16 protein-coding genes are annotated in these 16,738 nt (G+C 70.5%); 9 read left to right on the top strand and 7 right to left on the bottom strand.

What is annotated here, in order from left to right; genetic code table 11:
* Window positions 1-44 precede the first annotated feature (44 nt).
* The gene (locus ABD355_RS33355; RefSeq protein ID WP_344404631.1) at window positions 45-1,304 is read left to right on the top strand and encodes an RNA polymerase sigma factor; all 1,260 of its coding nucleotides are present in this window, start codon (window positions 45-47) and stop codon (window positions 1,302-1,304) included.
* Here the strand turns inward: ABD355_RS33355 and ABD355_RS33350 are convergent, their stop codons facing one another.
* On the bottom strand, window positions 1,305-2,468 hold the full coding sequence (locus ABD355_RS33350; RefSeq protein WP_344404630.1) for a class I SAM-dependent methyltransferase: 1,164 nt from the start codon (window positions 2,466-2,468) through the stop codon (window positions 1,305-1,307). It lies immediately after the preceding gene.
* Window positions 2,469-2,557: 89 nt separating this feature from the next.
* Between ABD355_RS33350 and ABD355_RS33345 the strand changes: the two genes are divergently transcribed.
* The 3 genes from ABD355_RS33345 (at window position 2,558) to groL (ending at window position 5,835) form a co-directional block, all read left to right on the top strand.
* A complete protein-coding gene (locus tag ABD355_RS33345; protein WP_344404629.1) occupies window positions 2,558-3,490 on the top strand; it encodes a polysaccharide deacetylase family protein in 933 nt (310 codons plus the stop codon).
* A gap of 282 nt (window positions 3,491-3,772) precedes the next feature.
* A complete protein-coding gene (gene groES / locus ABD355_RS33340; protein ID WP_003998759.1) occupies window positions 3,773-4,081 on the top strand; it encodes a co-chaperone GroES in 309 nt (102 codons plus the stop codon).
* A 128-nt stretch (window positions 4,082-4,209) separates the two neighbouring features.
* The gene (gene groL / locus ABD355_RS33335) at window positions 4,210-5,835 is read left to right on the top strand and encodes a chaperonin GroEL (protein ID WP_344404628.1); all 1,626 of its coding nucleotides are present in this window, start codon (window positions 4,210-4,212) and stop codon (window positions 5,833-5,835) included.
* A gap of 63 nt (window positions 5,836-5,898) precedes the next feature.
* On the opposite strand, the gene ABD355_RS33330 is transcribed toward groL, so the two are convergent.
* The 3 genes from ABD355_RS33330 to ABD355_RS33320 form a co-directional block, all read right to left on the bottom strand.
* A complete protein-coding gene (locus ABD355_RS33330; protein WP_344404627.1) occupies window positions 5,899-6,606 on the bottom strand; it encodes an ester cyclase in 708 nt (235 codons plus the stop codon).
* An 85-nt stretch (window positions 6,607-6,691) separates the two neighbouring features.
* Complete coding sequence (locus ABD355_RS33325) at window positions 6,692-7,465, bottom strand: SDR family NAD(P)-dependent oxidoreductase (protein WP_344404625.1); 774 nt, start codon at window positions 7,463-7,465, stop codon at window positions 6,692-6,694.
* 96 nt (window positions 7,466-7,561) lie between these two features.
* Window positions 7,562-7,843, bottom strand: a complete 282-nt coding sequence (locus ABD355_RS33320) for a hypothetical protein (protein ID WP_344404624.1) — start codon at window positions 7,841-7,843, stop codon at window positions 7,562-7,564.
* Between the two features lie 89 nt (window positions 7,844-7,932).
* Here ABD355_RS33320 and ABD355_RS33315 point away from each other — a divergent pair, with 89 nt between their 5' ends.
* Window positions 7,933-8,832, top strand: coding sequence for a LysR family transcriptional regulator (locus ABD355_RS33315; protein ID WP_344404623.1), 900 nt, complete (start codon window positions 7,933-7,935; stop codon window positions 8,830-8,832).
* A gap of 82 nt (window positions 8,833-8,914) precedes the next feature.
* Here ABD355_RS33315 and ABD355_RS33310 read toward each other — a convergent pair whose 3' ends face one another.
* On the bottom strand, window positions 8,915-9,241 hold the full coding sequence (locus tag ABD355_RS33310) for a WhiB family transcriptional regulator (RefSeq protein WP_115906403.1): 327 nt from the start codon (window positions 9,239-9,241) through the stop codon (window positions 8,915-8,917).
* A 381-nt stretch (window positions 9,242-9,622) separates the two neighbouring features.
* Between ABD355_RS33310 and ABD355_RS33305 the strand changes: the two genes are divergently transcribed.
* The 4 genes from ABD355_RS33305 (at window position 9,623) to ABD355_RS33290 (ending at window position 14,177) form a co-directional block, all read left to right on the top strand.
* A complete protein-coding gene (locus tag ABD355_RS33305; protein WP_003948568.1) occupies window positions 9,623-10,234 on the top strand; it encodes a response regulator transcription factor in 612 nt (203 codons plus the stop codon).
* A 455-nt stretch (window positions 10,235-10,689) separates the two neighbouring features.
* On the top strand, window positions 10,690-11,277 hold the full coding sequence (locus tag ABD355_RS33300) for a sigma-70 family RNA polymerase sigma factor (RefSeq protein ID WP_030930346.1): 588 nt from the start codon (window positions 10,690-10,692) through the stop codon (window positions 11,275-11,277).
* A 154-nt stretch (window positions 11,278-11,431) separates the two neighbouring features.
* Complete coding sequence (guaB, locus tag ABD355_RS33295) at window positions 11,432-12,934, top strand: IMP dehydrogenase (RefSeq protein WP_344404622.1); 1,503 nt, start codon at window positions 11,432-11,434, stop codon at window positions 12,932-12,934.
* 118 nt (window positions 12,935-13,052) lie between these two features.
* Entirely contained in the window at window positions 13,053-14,177 is a 1,125-nt protein-coding gene (locus ABD355_RS33290) for a GuaB3 family IMP dehydrogenase-related protein (RefSeq protein ID WP_344404621.1), read from the top strand.
* 688 nt (window positions 14,178-14,865) lie between these two features.
* Here ABD355_RS33290 and ABD355_RS33285 read toward each other — a convergent pair.
* Entirely contained in the window at window positions 14,866-15,405 is a 540-nt protein-coding gene (locus ABD355_RS33285) for a hypothetical protein (RefSeq protein WP_344404619.1), read from the bottom strand.
* 125 nt (window positions 15,406-15,530) lie between these two features.
* Window positions 15,531-16,736, bottom strand: a complete 1,206-nt coding sequence (locus ABD355_RS33280; protein WP_344404617.1) for a nucleotide sugar dehydrogenase — start codon at window positions 16,734-16,736, stop codon at window positions 15,531-15,533.
* Between the last annotated feature and the right edge of the window lie 2 nt (window positions 16,737-16,738).

Raw genomic sequence — 16,738 nt, 5'->3', positions numbered from 1 at the left:
CCCTTCCTTGGCCTTGTGCCGGGGCGGGTGTCGAATGGGGGGCTGTGAGACCACAGCCCCCCGGCGACCCCCGCCACGCCATCGAGACCGTCTTCCGTCTCGAGTCCCCGCGCGTCATCGCCGCCGTCGCCCGTCTCGTCCGCGACGTCGGCATCGCCGAGGAGCTCGCGCAGGACGCCCTGGTCGCCGCCCTGGAGCAGTGGCCGCGCGACGGCGTGCCCGACAACCCGGGCGCCTGGCTCATGGCCACCGCCCGCCACCGCGCCGTGGACCTGATCCGGCGCCGCGAGAACTACGCCCGCAAGCTGCAGGAGATCGGCCGCTCCCTCGACACCACCGCCCCGCCCGAGGAGCCCGCCGACCCCGACGACATCGACGACGACCTGCTCCGCCTGGTCTTCACCGCCTGCCACCCGGTCCTGTCCGCCGAGGCCCGCATCGCCCTCACCCTGCGCCTCCTCGGCGGTCTGACGACGGCCGAGATCGCCCGCGCGTTCCTCACCCCGGAGCCCACGGTCGCCCAGCGCATCGTCCGCGCCAAGAAGACCCTCGCCACCAGGAACATCGCCTTCGAGGTGCCCTACGGCCCCGAACGCGAGGCCCGGCTGGGCTCCGTCCTGGACGTCATCTACCTGATCTTCAACGAGGGTTACGCAGCCACGGCCGGCGACGACTGGCTGCGCCCAGCGCTCTGCGAGGACGCGCTGCGCCTGGCCCGCGTGCTGTCCGGGCTGATGCCCAAGGAGCCCGAGGTGCACGCGCTGACCTCCCTCCTGGAGTTCCAGGCGTCCCGCGCGGCCGCCCGCACCGGCCCGGACGGCGAACCCGTCCTCCTCAAGGACCAGAACCGCCGCCGCTGGAACCGCATGCTCATCGCCCGCGGCATCACGGCGCTCCACCGCGCCGACGCCACGGCCACCGGCGCCCCCGGCCCGTACGCCCTGCAGGCCGCCATCGCCGCCTGCCACGCGCACGCGTACACCTACGAGGAGACCGACTGGAAGAGCATCGCGACGCTGTACGGCCTGCTCGCCGCCCGCGCCCCGTCCCCGGTCGTCGAACTCAACCGCGCGGTCGCCGTCTCCATGGCGGAGGGCCCGGCGCAGGGGCTGGCGATCGTCGACGCCCTGGCCGCCGAACCCACCCTGCGCGACTACCATCTGCTGCCCAGCGTGCGCGGCGACCTGCTGGCACGGCTGGGGCGTACGGCCGAGGCGCGCGAGGAGTTCGTACGGGCGGCCGGGCTGGCGCGCAACGAACGGGAGCGGGAGCTGCTGCTGCGCCGTGCGGCCGATCCGTCCTGATCAGGCGGGGTGCCCGACAAGCATGGTCGGCGCCCCCGCCACCCGGGTCAGGAACACGGTGGCCGAGCCCGGCCCCTGGGGCTTGACCTTCTTCCGCAACTCCTCCGGCTCCACCGCCGACCCCCGCTTCTTCACGGTCAGCGTCCCGACCCCGCGCTCCCGCAGCAGCGCCTTCAACTTCTTGACGTTGAACGGAAGTTGATCGGTGATCTCGTACGAGCTCGCATACGGCGTCGGCCGCAACTCGTCGGCGGTGATGTACGCGATGGTCGCGTCGACCAGCCCGCCGTCCAGCTGCTCGGCCACCTCGGCGACCAGATGGGCCCGGATGACGGCGCCGTCGGGCTCGTACAAGTACCGCCCGACGGGCCGTACTCGAGGGTCCGGAAGTCCCTTCCCGAGCAGCGTGCGCGGTCCCGGGAGCAGTGTCGCCCGTACCGCCCCGGGGTCCGTCCCGAACCACAGCACGGCCTCTTTCACATCCCCGCCGTCCGAGATCCACTCGGACTCGGCGTCGGCGGGCACGGCCTCGTGCGGAATGCCGGGTGCGACCTTCAGCGCGGCGGCGCGGGACGCCTTGCGGGCGGCCTCGACCGCCCACGACAGGGGCGGCGAGTAGGCCTCCGGGTCGAAGATGCGGCCGCGCCCGCCGCGCCGGGCCGGATCGACGAACACGGCGTCGTAGCCGCCCGTGTCCACCTCCGTGACGTCCGCCTCCCGCACCTCGATCAGCTCGGCCAGCCCGAGCGCGGCGGCGTTCGCGCGCGCCACGGCCGCCGTCGCCGGATCCCGGTCCACGGCCAGCACCCGGATCCCGGCCCGGGCCAGCGCGACGGCATCGCCGCCGATCCCACAGCACAGGTCGGCGAGCGAGGTGACCCCGAGCGCCTTCAGCCGCTCGGCCCGGTAGGCGGCGACACTCGCCCGCGTCGACTGCTCCACCCCGTTCGGCGTGAAGAACATCCGCTCCGCGTCCTCGGCGCCGAACTTGGCCGCCGCCCGCTGCCGCAACCGCGCCTGCCCGAGCGCCGCCGACACCAGCTCGGCGGGGTGTTCGCGGCGCAACCGGGTGGCGACGGCGAGCTCGTCGGCGGGGGCCGTGCCGCGCACCTCGTCGAGGAGGGCGCGGCCTTCGGGGGTGAGCAGGTCGGCGAGGTCGTTCACCGGCCCATTGTGGGCCAGTCGGTGGACGGTGCGCCTCCGGCCGCGTGGCGGGCCGGGATCCGGACGGTGGCCTGCGATGATCCGGCACCATGCGAGTAGTAGTACAAAACGATAAAAATCGTGCCTATGGGGTGACATGGCTCCGCGGTGGGATCGCCGTGCTCGCCGTCGCGGCCATCGCCTCGGGCTGTGCCCAGTTCGGCGGCCCGCCGGTGCGCCCGGCCCCCGGACAGGAGCCGCCGCTGCACGCGCCCCCGGCCCGCGCCCTCGACTCGTACGCCACCAGGCTGCGCTCCGCGTACCTCGCCCGCGCCGCCGCGGCGCGCCACTGGGGCCTGAAGAGGGTCCCGCTGACGGCTCCGCCGCCGCCCGCGAAGAAGCCGGAGATCAGGGCACGCAAGGGCTTCGAGGTGGACGACCAGGAGGAGCTGAACCTCCCGCCCGTCTTCACGACCATTCCGACCAGGCAGAAGGTCGTCTTCCTGACCATCGACGACGGCGCCGAGAAGGACCCGGCGTTCCTGCGGATGATGAGCGACCTGAAGATCCCCTACTCCGCCTTCCTCAGCGACTTCGCGGTGAAGGACGACTACGCCTACTTCCGCCGGATGCAGTCCGAGGGGGTGACCCTCAACAACCACACGCTCACCCACCCCTACCTCCCGGGCCTGTCGTACCGGGAGCAGAAGCACGAGATCTGCGGGATGCAGAAGATCATGAAGAGGCAGTTCGGCAAGGCCCCGACCGTCTTCCGCCCGCCCTTCGGCAACTACAACCAGGACACCCTGATGGCCGCGAAGTCCTGCGGCATCAAGTACGCGCCCATCTGGGACGAGGAGGTCTTCGTCGACCACTGGGAGTACCGCGAGGACGACCTGGACCTGCACCCCGGCGACATCGTCCTCACCCACTTCCGCGGCCGTGACGAGTGGGACGGCACGATGGTCGACGACATGCGCCGCTTCCTGAACAGGGTCACGGCCGAGGGCTACGCGGTGGCCCGCCTGGAGGACTACCTGTGAGCACGGACAGCGAGGCCGTTCAGGCCGAAGCGGGGGTCCGGGGGCGGCGGCCCCGGGACGTCCCCCGAGCCCCCGGTCGACCGGAAACCCCGGCGACGCGCCGCGGGCATTGGCACTCCGCTTGACCGAGTGCTAATCGCGGTCATAGTCTCGGCTCTGGCACTCCCCACTGGAGAGTGCCAACCACGCGACGGGCAGGTCCGGCACCCGCGACGACGGATCCACCTGGTCGCCACCTCAGACAGTTAACCCCGTGAGATCTCCGAAGGGGGAGGTCGGATCGTGACGACCACCAGCTCCAAGGTTGCCATCAAGCCGCTTGAGGACCGCATCGTGGTCCAGCCGCTCGACGCCGAGCAGACCACCGCCTCTGGCCTGGTCATCCCGGACACCGCCAAGGAGAAGCCCCAGGAGGGCGTCGTCCTGGCCGTGGGCCCGGGCCGCTTCGAGAACGGCGAGCGCCTGCCGCTCGACGTCAAGACCGGCGACATCGTGCTGTACAGCAAGTACGGCGGCACCGAGGTGAAGTACAACGGCGAGGAGTACCTCGTCCTCTCGGCTCGCGACGTGCTCGCGATCATCGAGAAGTAATTCGCCCGCTTCCTTACCGAAGCACATTGCTTGTGAGCTGCGCCCCGGGTTCCCGCGACCTTATGAAGCCGGGCGTCCGGGGCGCAGTTCGTTTCACCCACGTTTTCCGAGAGGGCTGAACCGCTCCCATGGCGAAGATCCTGAAGTTCGACGAGGACGCCCGTCGCGCCCTCGAGCGCGGCGTCAACAAGCTGGCCGACACGGTCAAGGTGACGATCGGCCCCAAGGGCCGCAACGTCGTCATCGACAAGAAGTTCGGCGCGCCCACCATCACCAACGACGGCGTCACCATCGCCCGTGAGGTCGAGGTCGAGGACCCGTACGAGAACCTCGGCGCGCAGCTGGTGAAGGAGGTGGCGACCAAGACCAACGACATCGCGGGTGACGGCACCACCACCGCCACCGTGCTCGCCCAGGCGCTGGTGCGCGAGGGCCTGAAGAACGTCGCCGCGGGTGCCTCCCCGGCGCTGCTGAAGAAGGGCATCGACGCGGCCGTGGCGGCCGTCTCCGAGGACCTCCTCGCCACCGCCCGCCCGATCGACGAGAAGTCCGACATCGCCGCCGTGGCCGCGCTCTCCGCGCAGGACCAGCAGGTCGGCGAGCTCATCGCCGAGGCGATGGACAAGGTCGGCAAGGACGGTGTCATCACCGTCGAGGAGTCCAACACCTTCGGTCTGGAGCTCGACTTCACCGAGGGCATGGCCTTCGACAAGGGCTACCTGTCGCCGTACTTCGTGACGGACCAGGAGCGCATGGAGGCCGTCCTGGAGGACCCCTACATCCTCATCAACCAGGGCAAGATCTCCTCCATCGCCGACCTGCTGCCGCTGCTGGAGAAGGTCATCCAGACCAACTCCTCCAAGCCGCTGCTGATCATCGCCGAGGACGTCGAGGGCGAGGCCCTGTCCACCCTGGTCGTCAACAAGATCCGCGGCACCTTCAACGCCGTCGCGGTGAAGGCCCCGGGCTTCGGCGACCGCCGCAAGGCGATGCTGCAGGACATGGCGATCCTCACCGGCGCCACCGTCATCTCCGAGGAGGTCGGCCTCAAGCTCGACCAGGTCGGCCTGGACGTGCTCGGCTCCGCCCGCCGCGTCACGGTCACCAAGGACGACACCACCCTCGTCGACGGTGCCGGCAACTCCGAGGACGTCGTCGGTCGCGTCGCGCAGATCAAGGCCGAGATCGAGAACACGGACTCCGACTGGGACCGCGAGAAGCTCCAGGAGCGCCTCGCGAAGCTGGCCGGCGGCGTGTGCGTGATCAAGGTCGGCGCCGCCACCGAGGTGGAGCTGAAGGAGAAGAAGCACCGTCTGGAGGACGCCATCTCCGCGACCCGCGCCGCGGTCGAGGAGGGCATCGTCTCCGGTGGTGGCTCCGCGCTGGTGCACGCCGCCAAGGTGCTCGAGGGCGGCCTGGGCAAGACCGGCGACGAGGCCACCGGTGTCGCCGTCGTCCGCCGCGCGGTCGTCGAGCCGCTGCGCTGGATCGCCGAGAACGCGGGCCTGGAGGGCTACGTCATCACCTCCAAGGTCGCCGAGCTCGACAAGGGCCAGGGCTTCAACGCCGCCACCGGCGAGTACGGCGACCTGGTCAAGGCCGGCGTCATCGACCCGGTCAAGGTCACCCGCTCCGCCCTGGAGAACGCGGCCTCCATCGCCTCCCTCCTGCTGACGACCGAGACCCTGGTCGTCGAGAAGAAGGAAGAGGAAGAGCCGGCCGCCGCGGGCCACGGCCACGGCCACGCCCACTGAGCTCGCTCAGTAGTCGCTACGAAGGCCCGGCACCCCTGGGGTGCCGGGCCTTTCGCCGTCCTGCTACTGCTCCAGCCCCTCCAGCGCGCCCAGTTGCGCCATGAGCCCGAGCCGGTCGTACTGCCACCAGCCCTCGACGATCTTCCCTTCTTCATTGCACCGGAAGAGGGTCGTGCCGGTCATGACGACGTTCTTCCCGGTGGACGGGAGCCCCATGAACTCACCGGTCTGGGTACCGCGCCAGGTCCACCGGGTGCTCACCCGGTCACCCTGGGAGATCTGGTCCTCGACGTCGAAGGTGAAGTCGAAACCGCTGCGCCACATGCCGATCTCACGCCGCATGGCGTCCATGCCCATGGTGTCCTGCTCGTTGGCGGGATCGTGGTCGTGGTAGTTCTCGGCGATGAGGTCGTCGAGCGGCGGCAGCTCACCCTTGACGGCGATGGTCTCGAAGAACCGCCGCACGTTCGCCGCGTACAACTGCTCGTCGCGCACGACGTCCAGGTCGGTGAAGGTCGGCATCTCGTCGCAGAGAGCCACCATCTCGCGGAAGATCTTGTCGGTCTCGGGCAGGTTGGAGTTCCGCATCGCCTCCTCGTACGACGGGAACTCCACGATCTCGATGAAGTGGGACGCGTCGGAGTGGTCCTTGCCGACCACCGCGTGCGTCGCCGTCCGCTTCCCCCTGGTCTGTTCGACCCATGTGTCCATCAGCCGGTTGATGTCGTCGAACCGGCTGGTCTTGCAGTCGATGATCTGAACGAAGGTCATGATCGTGCCTCCGGTCCCCGGGGTCCGGTTGAACAGCACCATTCTCCCCACCCGGGCTCCACGGCGCCCCCCGAGCGCCGGGAGGCTACTGCGGCCCGTACTTCCGGCCGGTCCGTGAGGTGATCCCGCCCAGCAGGCCCCGGGGCGTCACCTTCACGATCCCCATCAGTGCCTTGTACCGGGCATCCGGAACGGACAGCGACTTCCCCCGCGCCAGGTCCGAAAGCGCCGCCGCCACCAGCTTGTCGGCATCGAGCCACATCCACCCGGGGATGTTGTCCGTGCCCATCCCGGCCCGCTGATGGAACTCGGTCCGCACGAACCCGGGGCACAGCGCCATCAACCGCACCCCGCTGCCCGCCAGGTCCTTCGCCGCCCCCTGCGTGAACTGCACGACCCACGCCTTGGAGGCGCCGTACGTGCCGCGCGGCACGAAAGCGGCCACGGACGCGACGTTGACGACTCCGCCGCGGCCGCGCTCGCGCATCGCCTCGGTCGCCGCCGCCGTCAGGCGCAGCACCGCCTCGCAGTGCACCTTGAGCATCGTCAGCTCGTCGGCCATCGATACGTCGAGGAAGCGGCCCTTGTTGCCGAAGCCGGCGTTGTTGATCAGCAGGTCGACGGGGTTCTTGCGGTCGGCCAGGCGCGCGGCCACGGCCTCGATGCCCTCGTCCGTGGCGAGGTCGGCGGTGAGCACCTCCGCCTCGATGCCGTGCCGGTCGTGCAGTTCGGTCGCCTGTTCCTGCAATCGCTTGGTGTCGCGGGCGACGAGCACCAGATTGTGCCCGTCGGCCGACAGCCGCCGCGCGAACGCGGCGCCGATGCCCGCGGTCGATCCCGTAATCAGAGCCGTTGTCATGGCCCAAGGGTAGTGACCCGGACTGGGGGAATCCGATCTCTGCACAGGGCCCGACGATGGTGAAGCCTCCGGGAAGAGGCCATGTCTGATGGCTCGTCAGAAGCCGTTGCTTCTCGGGTGCAGACGCGCCGCCTCGCGGCCGTCCGGATGCAGCACCGCACCCGCCGCCGGCAGCCGCGGCAGCGCGTCCGCCCGGTGCACGATCTCGACAGGGTCGCCGGAGCGGATCTCGCATCCCTTCTCACCCGGATGGCCCTGGAAGGTGAGGCAGGGGCCCGCGCCGCCGTGCCGTACCCGGGTTGCAGCGGCGATCTCGGTGCGGACTCGGCCGGTCGGCCGGGTGCTCAAGACCGAGAAGGCGGCGGACAGCAGCTTCACGGGCCACCGGGGAAGCGCACAGGGTGCGCGACGTAAAAGCTGGGCGTCGCAAATCCCTGGCCTCCCCAAGTCTCCCTTATCCTCGAACCGTGATCGAAGCCCGTCATCTGCGCGTCCTGCGTGCCGTCGCCACCACCGGCTCCTTCTCGGCCGCGGGTCGCGAACTGGGCTGTACGCAGCCCGCCGTCAGCCAGCAGATGAAGGCCCTGGAGGCGTCGGTCGGCACGCCGCTGCTCGTCCGCGGCGGGCGCGAGATGCGGCTGACCCAGGCCGGTGAGGCGCTGGTGCGGCACGCCTCGGGGATCCTGGCCGGGCTCACGGCGGCGGAGGAGGAGGTCGCCGCCATCGCGGGACTGCGCGCCGGACGCGTACGGCTCGTCTCGTTCCCGAGCGGCAGCTCGACGCTCGTGCCCACCGCCCTCGCGGCCCTGCGCGCCGCGCACCCCGGCACCCGGGTCTCCCTGGAGGAGGCCGAACCGCCCGCCTCCGTCGAACTGCTGCGCGAGGGCGACTGCGACGTGGCGCTGGCCTTCCGCTACGAGCGCGCGACGGGCGCGGAGGAGTGGGACGACCTCGTCGTACGGCCGCTGCTGAGCGACCGCCTCGTCGGGCTCGTGCCCGAGCGGCACCGGCTCGCCGAGGCCCCGTCCGTGTCCATCGGGGACCTCGCGCACGAGCCGTGGATCGCCGGGTGCCCGCGCTGCCGCGGGCAGTTGGTCGAGGTGTGCGAGAGCGCGGGGTTCACGCCGCGCATCGACTTCGCCACCGACGACTATCCGGCCGTCGTCGGCCTGGTCGGCGCGGGCCTGGGCGTCGCCGTGCTGCCGCAGCTCGCCATCGAGTCGGTACGGCCGCGGCACGCGCGCGTGCTGACGCTGGAGCCGGCGGTGCGGCGGGAGATCGTGGCGCTGACGCTGCCCGACCTGGCCCAGGTGCCCGCGGTCGCGGCGACCCTGGAGCAACTGGCGCGCGCAGCCGCCCGGCAGTGAAAGAAGGGCACGCGCGCGTGCCCTTCTCATGGGGAGCTCGGGTTCCGGGAGCTCAGGGACCCGGGAACGCAGAAACGTTCCTTCAATTGTTCGAGACGCCGTCCCCGGCGGTCGCCGCCGCCACCAGCCGGTTCCGTGCCCGCCCCATCAGCTCTTCGCGCTCGTCCTCGGTCAGGCCGCCCCACACGCCGTACGGCTCTCTCACCGCCAGCGCGTGCGCCGCGCACTGCGCGCGCACCGGGCACCTCATACAGACCTCCTTGGCCGAGTTCTCGCGAGCGCTCCGGGCCGCACCGCGCTCACCCTCCGGATGAAAGAAGAGCGAGCTGTCCACCCCGCGACAGGCGGCCAGAAGCTGCCAGTCCCACAGGTCCGCGTTCGGTCCGGGAAGGCGGGAGAAATCTGCCATTGCGTGACCCCTTGTAGCCGTTCTGAGCGGATACGGTGCCCACGACCGTATATCTACGATCTAAGGAAATGAAAATATGACTCATTGCGAATCTAGCCTCAGACACCAGTAGATGGGAAGAAAAAGGGCTAAATGGGGCATGGGTTGTGATGAAACGTTGAGGGTCCGCCCTGCATGTCTGCACCGTGTCCGTGCCCTCACGTAGAGTGCCGAAGATGGCACACGGCCCCGTAACTCTTTCGAGTGACCATCGTTGAGAGTGCGGAGGCGGTTGAAGCAACAAGTGCTCGGGCAGGCGTCCGAGACGGTCGACCGCACAGGTGACGATTTCGTACCAGCCTGGAGGCTCAAGGTGACGTGCATCAGCTGCGGAGGGCGGCCATGACATCCGTCCTCGTCTGCGACGACTCCCCGCTTGCCCGAGAGGCGCTCCGCCGCGCGGTCGCGACCGTGCCCGGCGTCGAGCGCGTGACGACCGCGGCCAACGGCGAGGAAGTCCTCCGCCGCTGGGGCGCCGACCGTTCGGACCTGATTCTGATGGACGTACGCATGCCCGGACTGGGCGGCGTCGAGACCGTCCGCCGGCTGCTGTCCGCCGACCCCGGCGCGCGCATCATCATGCTCACCGTCGCCGAGGACCTGGACGGCGTGGCCCTCGCGGTCGCCGCGGGTGCCCGGGGCTATCTGCACAAGGACGCCTCGCGCGCGGAGCTGCGCGCGACCGTCACCCAGGCCCTCGCCGACCCGACCTGGCGGCTGGCTCCGCGCCGGCTGCGCTCCGCCGAGATGGGCGCAGCGCCCACGCTCACCGCGCGTGAGATCCAGGTACTGGAGGGCATGAGCCACGGCCGCTCCAACGCGGAGATCGGCCGCGAGCTGTTCCTCTCCGAGGACACCGTGAAGACGCATGCCCGGCGGCTCTTCAAGAAGCTCGGCGCCTCGGACCGGGCGCACGCCGTGGCGCTCGGCTTCCGCTGGGGCCTGGTCCGCTAGGCCGGTCGGGTGGGTTGCAGCGGGGGTCCGGGAACCCCCGCCCACCGCACGGTGGGTGGGACCGGGCGACCCCGAGGAATTTCGGGCACGCCCCCACACCGCCCGGCACGCGTGCTTCGGTGCACCGGTCAAAGGCCCTGGCAGCTCTGCTGCGAGGGCCTTCGTCCGGCATGCCGTGAGCACGCACCGGCCTCGACGCCGGCCGCTGCCGTGGGGCGCGGGAAAAAGCGCCCGCACCCCCTCGGAGCCGCTTGTCAAAAGGCCCCGCCGGGCACCCGATGCTCGTTTCGGCGCGGATGCCGCATCCTTGAGGTGTGGAGTCTCTCGGGGACGAGTCGGTCGAGCGGAAGGGGAGGGCGCAAGGGATGAGTTCCGGCGCACCTGCTCATAACGCTTCGGTGCACAACATCGGACACGGTGCCACGGCCCGCCCGGCCGCAAGGCACCATGGACCGATGCGCGACGACGAGGCGGCGAGTGCCGCAGGGGCGATCGGTGCACTCGTCCACCGCGCCGTGGACGGGGACGAGCAGGCCACACACGACCTGCTGGCCCATGTCCACCCCCTGGCGCTGCGCTACTGCCGCACCCGTCTGTCCCGTCTGCCGGGTGATGCCCGGCACTTCGTGGAGGACCTCGCACAGGAGGTCTGCGTCGCCGTCCTGCTCGCGCTGCCGCGCTACAAGGACACCGGCCGCCCCTTCGAGGCGTTCGTCTTCGCCATCGCCGCGCACAAGGTCGCGGACCTGCAGCGGGCGGCGATGCGGCACCCGGGGTCGACGGCGGTCCCGTCCGACGAGATGCCGGAGCGGCCGGACGACTCGCTGGGCCCGGAGGAGCGGGCGCTGCTCAGCAGCGACGCCGAATGGGCCAAGAAACTGCTGGCCAACCTGCCGGAGAACCAGCGCGAGCTGCTCCTGCTGCGGATCGCGGTGGGCCTCACGGCCGAGGAGACCGGACAGATGTTGGGAATGTCACCCGGGGCGGTGCGGGTCGCACAGCACCGGGCACTGAGCCGGCTCAGGGCACTCGCGGAGCAGTAACCGCACTGCCGTAAGCGCCTTCCTTGAACAGGGCTCTCGACGATTCCGTACGAACATACGAAGCCCAGGGTCCTGCGGAACCGTGGAATTCGAGAGCCGTGCTTCCCGTTAGCATGGACATCCGCACCGATCAAGGCCATTTGGGGAAGGTGTCATGACTGCAAACGTCGACGGAGTGCCCGGTAAATTCGCGACACTCGGGCTGACCTACGACGACGTGCTGCTGCTGCCGGGCGCATCCGAGGTGCTCCCCAACGCGGTCGACACCTCGTCCCGCATCTCCCGCAACGTCCGGGTCAACATCCCGCTGCTCTCCGCGGCGATGGACAAGGTGACCGAGTCCCGCATGGCGATCGCGATGGCCCGCCTCGGCGGTGTCGGCGTGCTGCACCGCAACCTGTCCGTGGAGGACCAGGTCAACCAGGTCGACCTGGTCAAGCGGTCCGAGTCCGGCATGGTCACCGACCCGATCACGGTGCACCCGGAGGCGACGCTCGCCGACGCGGACGCCCTGTGTGCCAAGTTCCGCATCAGCGGTGTCCCCGTCACCGACCCGGCCGGCAAGCTGCTCGGCATCGTCACCAACCGCGACATGGCCTTCGAGTCCGACCGCAGCCGCCAGGTGCGCGAGGTCATGACGCCGATGCCGCTGGTCACCGGCAAGGTCGGCATCTCCGGTGTGGACGCCATGGAGCTGCTGCGCCGCCACAAGATCGAGAAGCTTCCGCTGGTCGACGAGACCGGTGTCCTCAAGGGCCTCATCACCGTCAAGGACTTCGTCAAGGCCGAGAAGTACCCGAACGCCGCCAAGGACGCCGAGGGCCGCCTGCTCGTCGGTGCCGCCGTCGGCGCCAGCCCCGAGGCCCTGGAGCGCGCCCAGGCGCTCGCCGAGGCCGGTGTGGACTTCCTGGTCGTCGACACCTCGCACGGCCACAACAGCAACGCCCTGAGCTGGATGTCGAAGATCAAGTCGAGCGTCTCCGTCGACGTGATCGGCGGCAACGTCGCCACCCGCGACGGCGCGCAGGCTCTCATCGACGCCGGTGTCGACGGCATCAAGGTGGGCGTGGGCCCCGGCTCCATCTGTACGACCCGTGTCGTCGCCGGCATCGGCGTCCCGCAGGTCACCGCCATCTACGAGGCCTCCCTCGCGGCCCGCCCGGCGGGCATCCCGCTGATCGGCGACGGCGGCCTGCAGTACTCCGGCGACATCGGCAAGGCCCTCGCGGCCGGCGCCGACACGGTGATGCTCGGTTCGCTGCTCGCGGGCTGCGAGGAGTCGCCCGGCGAGCTGCAGTTCATCAACGGCAAGCAGTTCAAGTCGTACCGCGGCATGGGCTCGCTCGGCGCCATGCAGTCCCGCGGCCAGGCGAAGTCGTACTCGAAGGACCGCTACTTCCAGGGCGAGGTCTCCTCGGACGACAAGCTCGTGCCCGAGGGCATCGAGGGCCAGGTGCCCTACCGCGGCCCGCTGTCCAGCGTCCTGCACCAGCTCGTCGGCGGTCTGCGCCAGACCATGGGCTATGTGGGCGCGGCCACCATCGAGGAGATGGAGTCCAAGGGCCGCTTCGTGCGGATCACCTCCGCGGGCCTCAAGGAGAGCCACCCGCACGACATCCAGATGACGGTCGAGGCGCCGAACTACAGCCGCAAGTAGTCACCCGAGCAGTCAGCAGGCTCGTTCGAGGGCGGTCCCGGAAGCACCGGGGCCGCCCTTGTCGTACCCGTCGGCGATACTGGAAGACGCTGAAACGCATCAGGGAAAGGCCACAGACGTGACTGAGATCGAGATCGGGCGCGGCAAGCGCGGCCGCCGGGCGTACGCCTTCGACGACATCGCCGTCGTCCCCAGCCGCCGTACGCGGGACCCGAAGGAGGTCTCGATCGCCTGGCAGATCGACGCCTACCGCTTCGAGCTGCCGTTCCTGGCCGCCCCCATGGACTCCGTGGTCTCCCCGGCCACCGCGATCCGCATCGGCGAGCTCGGCGGCCTCGGCGTGCTGAACCTCGAGGGCCTGTGGACGAGGTACGAGGACCCGCAGCCGCTGCTCGACGAGATCGTCGGCCTCGACGACGACCGGGCCACGCGCCGGCTCCAGGAGATCTACGCCGCCCCCATCAAGGAGGAGCTGATCGGCGCGCGCCTGAAGGAGGTGCGCGACTCCGGCGTGGTCACCGCCGCCGCGCTCTCCCCGCAGCGCACGGCGCAGTTCTCCAAGGCCGTCGTGGACGCGGGCGTGGACATCTTCGTCATCCGCGGTACGACGGTCTCCGCGGAGCACGTCTCCGGCTCGCACGAGCCGCTGAACCTGAAGCAGTTCATCTACGAGCTCGACGTCCCGGTGATCGTCGGCGGCTGCGCCACCTACACGGCGGCCCTGCACCTGATGCGCACGGGCGCGGCGGGCGTGCTGGTCGGCTTCGGCGGCGGCGCGGCGCACACCACGCGCAACGTGCTGGGCATCCAGGTCCCGATGGCGACCGCGGTCGCGGATGTGGCGGCGGCCCGTCGTGACTACATGGACGAGTCCGGCGGCCGGTACGTGCACGTGATCGCCGACGGCGGCGTCGGCTGGTCCGGCGACCTGCCGAAGGCGATCGCCTGCGGCGCGGACGCCGTGATGATGGGCTCCCCGCTGGCCCGTGCCACCGACGGGCCCGGTCGCGGCCACCACTGGGGCATGGAGGCCGTCAACGAGGAGCTTCCGCGCGGCAAGAAGGTCGACCTCGGCACGGTCGGCACCATCGAGGAGGTCCTGACCGGCCCGTCGCACACTCCTGACGGCTCGATGAACCTCTTCGGTGCGCTGCGGCGGGCGATGGCCACGACCGGGTACAGCGAGCTGAAGGAGTTCCAGCGGGTCGAGGTGACGGTGGCGGACTCGCAGCACAAGCGGTAGGGCTTACGGCGGCGCTTGAAGGGCCGGTCATCCCGCGCGGGTGACCGGCCTTTTTGCGTGCCCAAGTGGGCTGGTGGGGGCGCGTGTTGAGGGGTGGGGGCGCGTGGTTGCGTTCGGGGCGAATGTGGGCCGAACGGGCGTAGTGGGGCGGTAGTGTCCTTGATCGGCGCCCCGCTCTCTGGGACGCCCCCTTCCAAGGAGCACGTAGCCGGACCCGGTGCCCGGGGCCCGGCCCGGAACTCCAGTGAACCGTCCACCGGGTAATGGGCGGCCTCATGGAAGGGGGCGTGCCCATGGGCCGTCACCGCAAACCCACTCGCTGGGACCGGATCCGTCTTCGGATGGTGCAATGCCGGAGGAGGTGGGTATTGCGGATTTTTGGCCGGTGAGCGGCCGCCCCCATAGGGAGTAGGGGCGGACACCCGTAAACCAGTCAGGAGCCTGCCGCAGTTCCCGCTGCGGTGGGCTCCACCTTTTCGGTGGTGAGCGGCCGCCCCCACGAAGACCAGGGGCGGACACCCGTAAACCATCCAGGAGCCCGCACAGTACTGCATTGCCCTCTGCGGTGGGCCCCACCTGCTAGGTACGGTACCGGCGCCGCGCCCCGCATGCCACCAGCCCCGGAGCCATCCGCACCCGCGCGCCCCCCTTCACAACCGACGCGCCGCCCTGCCCCGCACCGGCAGCGTCAGATCGCCGCCTTCTTGGCACCGGTGAACGCGACGTACGCGGCGATCGCGAAGAACACGAACGTCAGCGGGTCGGCGTCCGCCTTCCAGGCCTCCTGGACCACGCTGAGGTGCTGGAAGAAGACCTCGTTGAAGCCGACCTTCACCTCGTCCGCGATGAGCATGGCCTCGCCCACCAGCTGGCCGACGTAGACGGCGGCCAGCGACAGGACCGCGCTCGCGACCGGCAGGACCGGGTTGCGGCCGCCGAGCCGGCCCGCGGCGAGACCGATGAGGAAGCCGACGCCGACCGCCGCCCAGCCGATCTCGTGCTTCGTCATGCCGATGATCGCGCCGTAGACACCGGCGACGACCAGGGCGGCAACGAACGCGGCCGCCAGACCGAGCCCGATGTTGTTCTTCACGGGAGCGGGCGCGGGAACGGGCGCGTACGGAACGCCCGGCGCCGGAGGCTGCGGCACCGCGTCCGGCTGCTGGGCCTCCGGGGTGTCGTCGGCCTGCTGGGGCTGCGGCGGCGGAGTTGGAGCTGACTGGCTCATGACAGAAATCCCCCCACGGGATGGAACAAGCGGATGGTGAAGCGAAGAAACTGTGCGCACGTATGTGCGACGAGTAAAGGGAGAGTAACAGCCGAGGGTGACAGTGCGGCCAGCGAAATATGCGGTCAGAGGCGGTGGGCAGCCCCCGTCGGAACGGCTCCCCGCGTGTCCAGCAGCAACTGCGCCTTCACCGACAGGCCTTGGAGGTCGTATGTCCGGTGCTGCTGGAGCAGGATCGTCAGATCGGCCTCGGCCGCGGCCTCGTAGAGGGCGTCCGCGCGTGGGACCGGGCGGTCCTGGACGCTCCAGGACGGGACGTGCGGGTCGTGGTAGCTGATCGAGGCGCCCAGTTCCATGAGGCGGACGGCGATCTCCGGGGCAGGGGTGCCCTGTTGGTCGGCGAGGTCCGGCTTGTAGGTGACGCCGAGGAGCAGCACGCGTGCGCCGCGCGCCGACTTGCCGTGCTCGTTGAGGAGGGCCGCGGCGCGCTGGACGACGTAACGGGGCATCTGGCTGTTGACCTGCTGGGCCAGTTCGACCATGCGCAGGCGGCCCGGGGCGCCGGTCAGGTCCTGGGGGACGGCGTGGCCGCCGACGCCGGGGCCGGGGCGGAAGGCCTCGAAGCCGAACGGCTTGGTCTCCGCGCAGCGGATGACGTCCCAGACGTCCACGCCGAGGTGGTTGCAGAGGACGGCCATCTCGTTGACGAGCGCGATGTTGACGTGCCGGAAGTTGGTCTCAAGGAGCTGCACGGTCTCCGCCTCGCGCAGTCCACGCGCGCGTACCACCTTGTCGGTGAGGCGGCCGTAGAACGCGGCGGCGGACTCGGTGCAGGCGGAGGTGAGACCGCCGATCACCTTGGGGATGTTGGCCGGGGTGAAGGCGCGGTTGCCGGGATCGACCCGGCTGGGGGAGTAGGCGAGGTGGAAGTCGCGGCCCGCCTGCAGCCCGGAGCCCTCCTCCAGGAGGGGGCACAGGAACTCCTCGGTGGTACCCGGGGGGACCGGTGACTCCAGGATGACCGTGGTGTGCGGGCGCAGCCGCGCGGCCAGGGCACGGGCGGCCGCCTCCACCTGGCCGAGGTCGAGCTTGCCGTCGGCGCCGCGCGGGGTCGGCGCGCAGATGACCGCGGTGCGTACCCGGCCGAGCTCGGCCGGGCTGGTGGCGTGCCGGAAGCCCCCCGAGAGCATCCGGCGCAGTTCGGCGGGGCTGAGGGAGCCCTGCTCGGGCCCGGTCCGATAGCCGAGTGTGGGGATGCCGGCCGCTACGGCTGCCTGGGCCAGGGGCAGGCCGAACGGGCCGAGTCCGATGACGGCGAGATCTGCGGGCATGG

The sequence above is a fragment of the Streptomyces longisporus genome, assembly GCF_039532765.1.
Lineage (GTDB): Bacteria > Actinomycetota > Actinomycetes > Streptomycetales > Streptomycetaceae > Streptomyces > Streptomyces longisporus.
The sequence above is the reverse complement of the archived record's forward strand: the minus strand, read 5'-3'. Positions and strand labels throughout refer to the sequence as shown.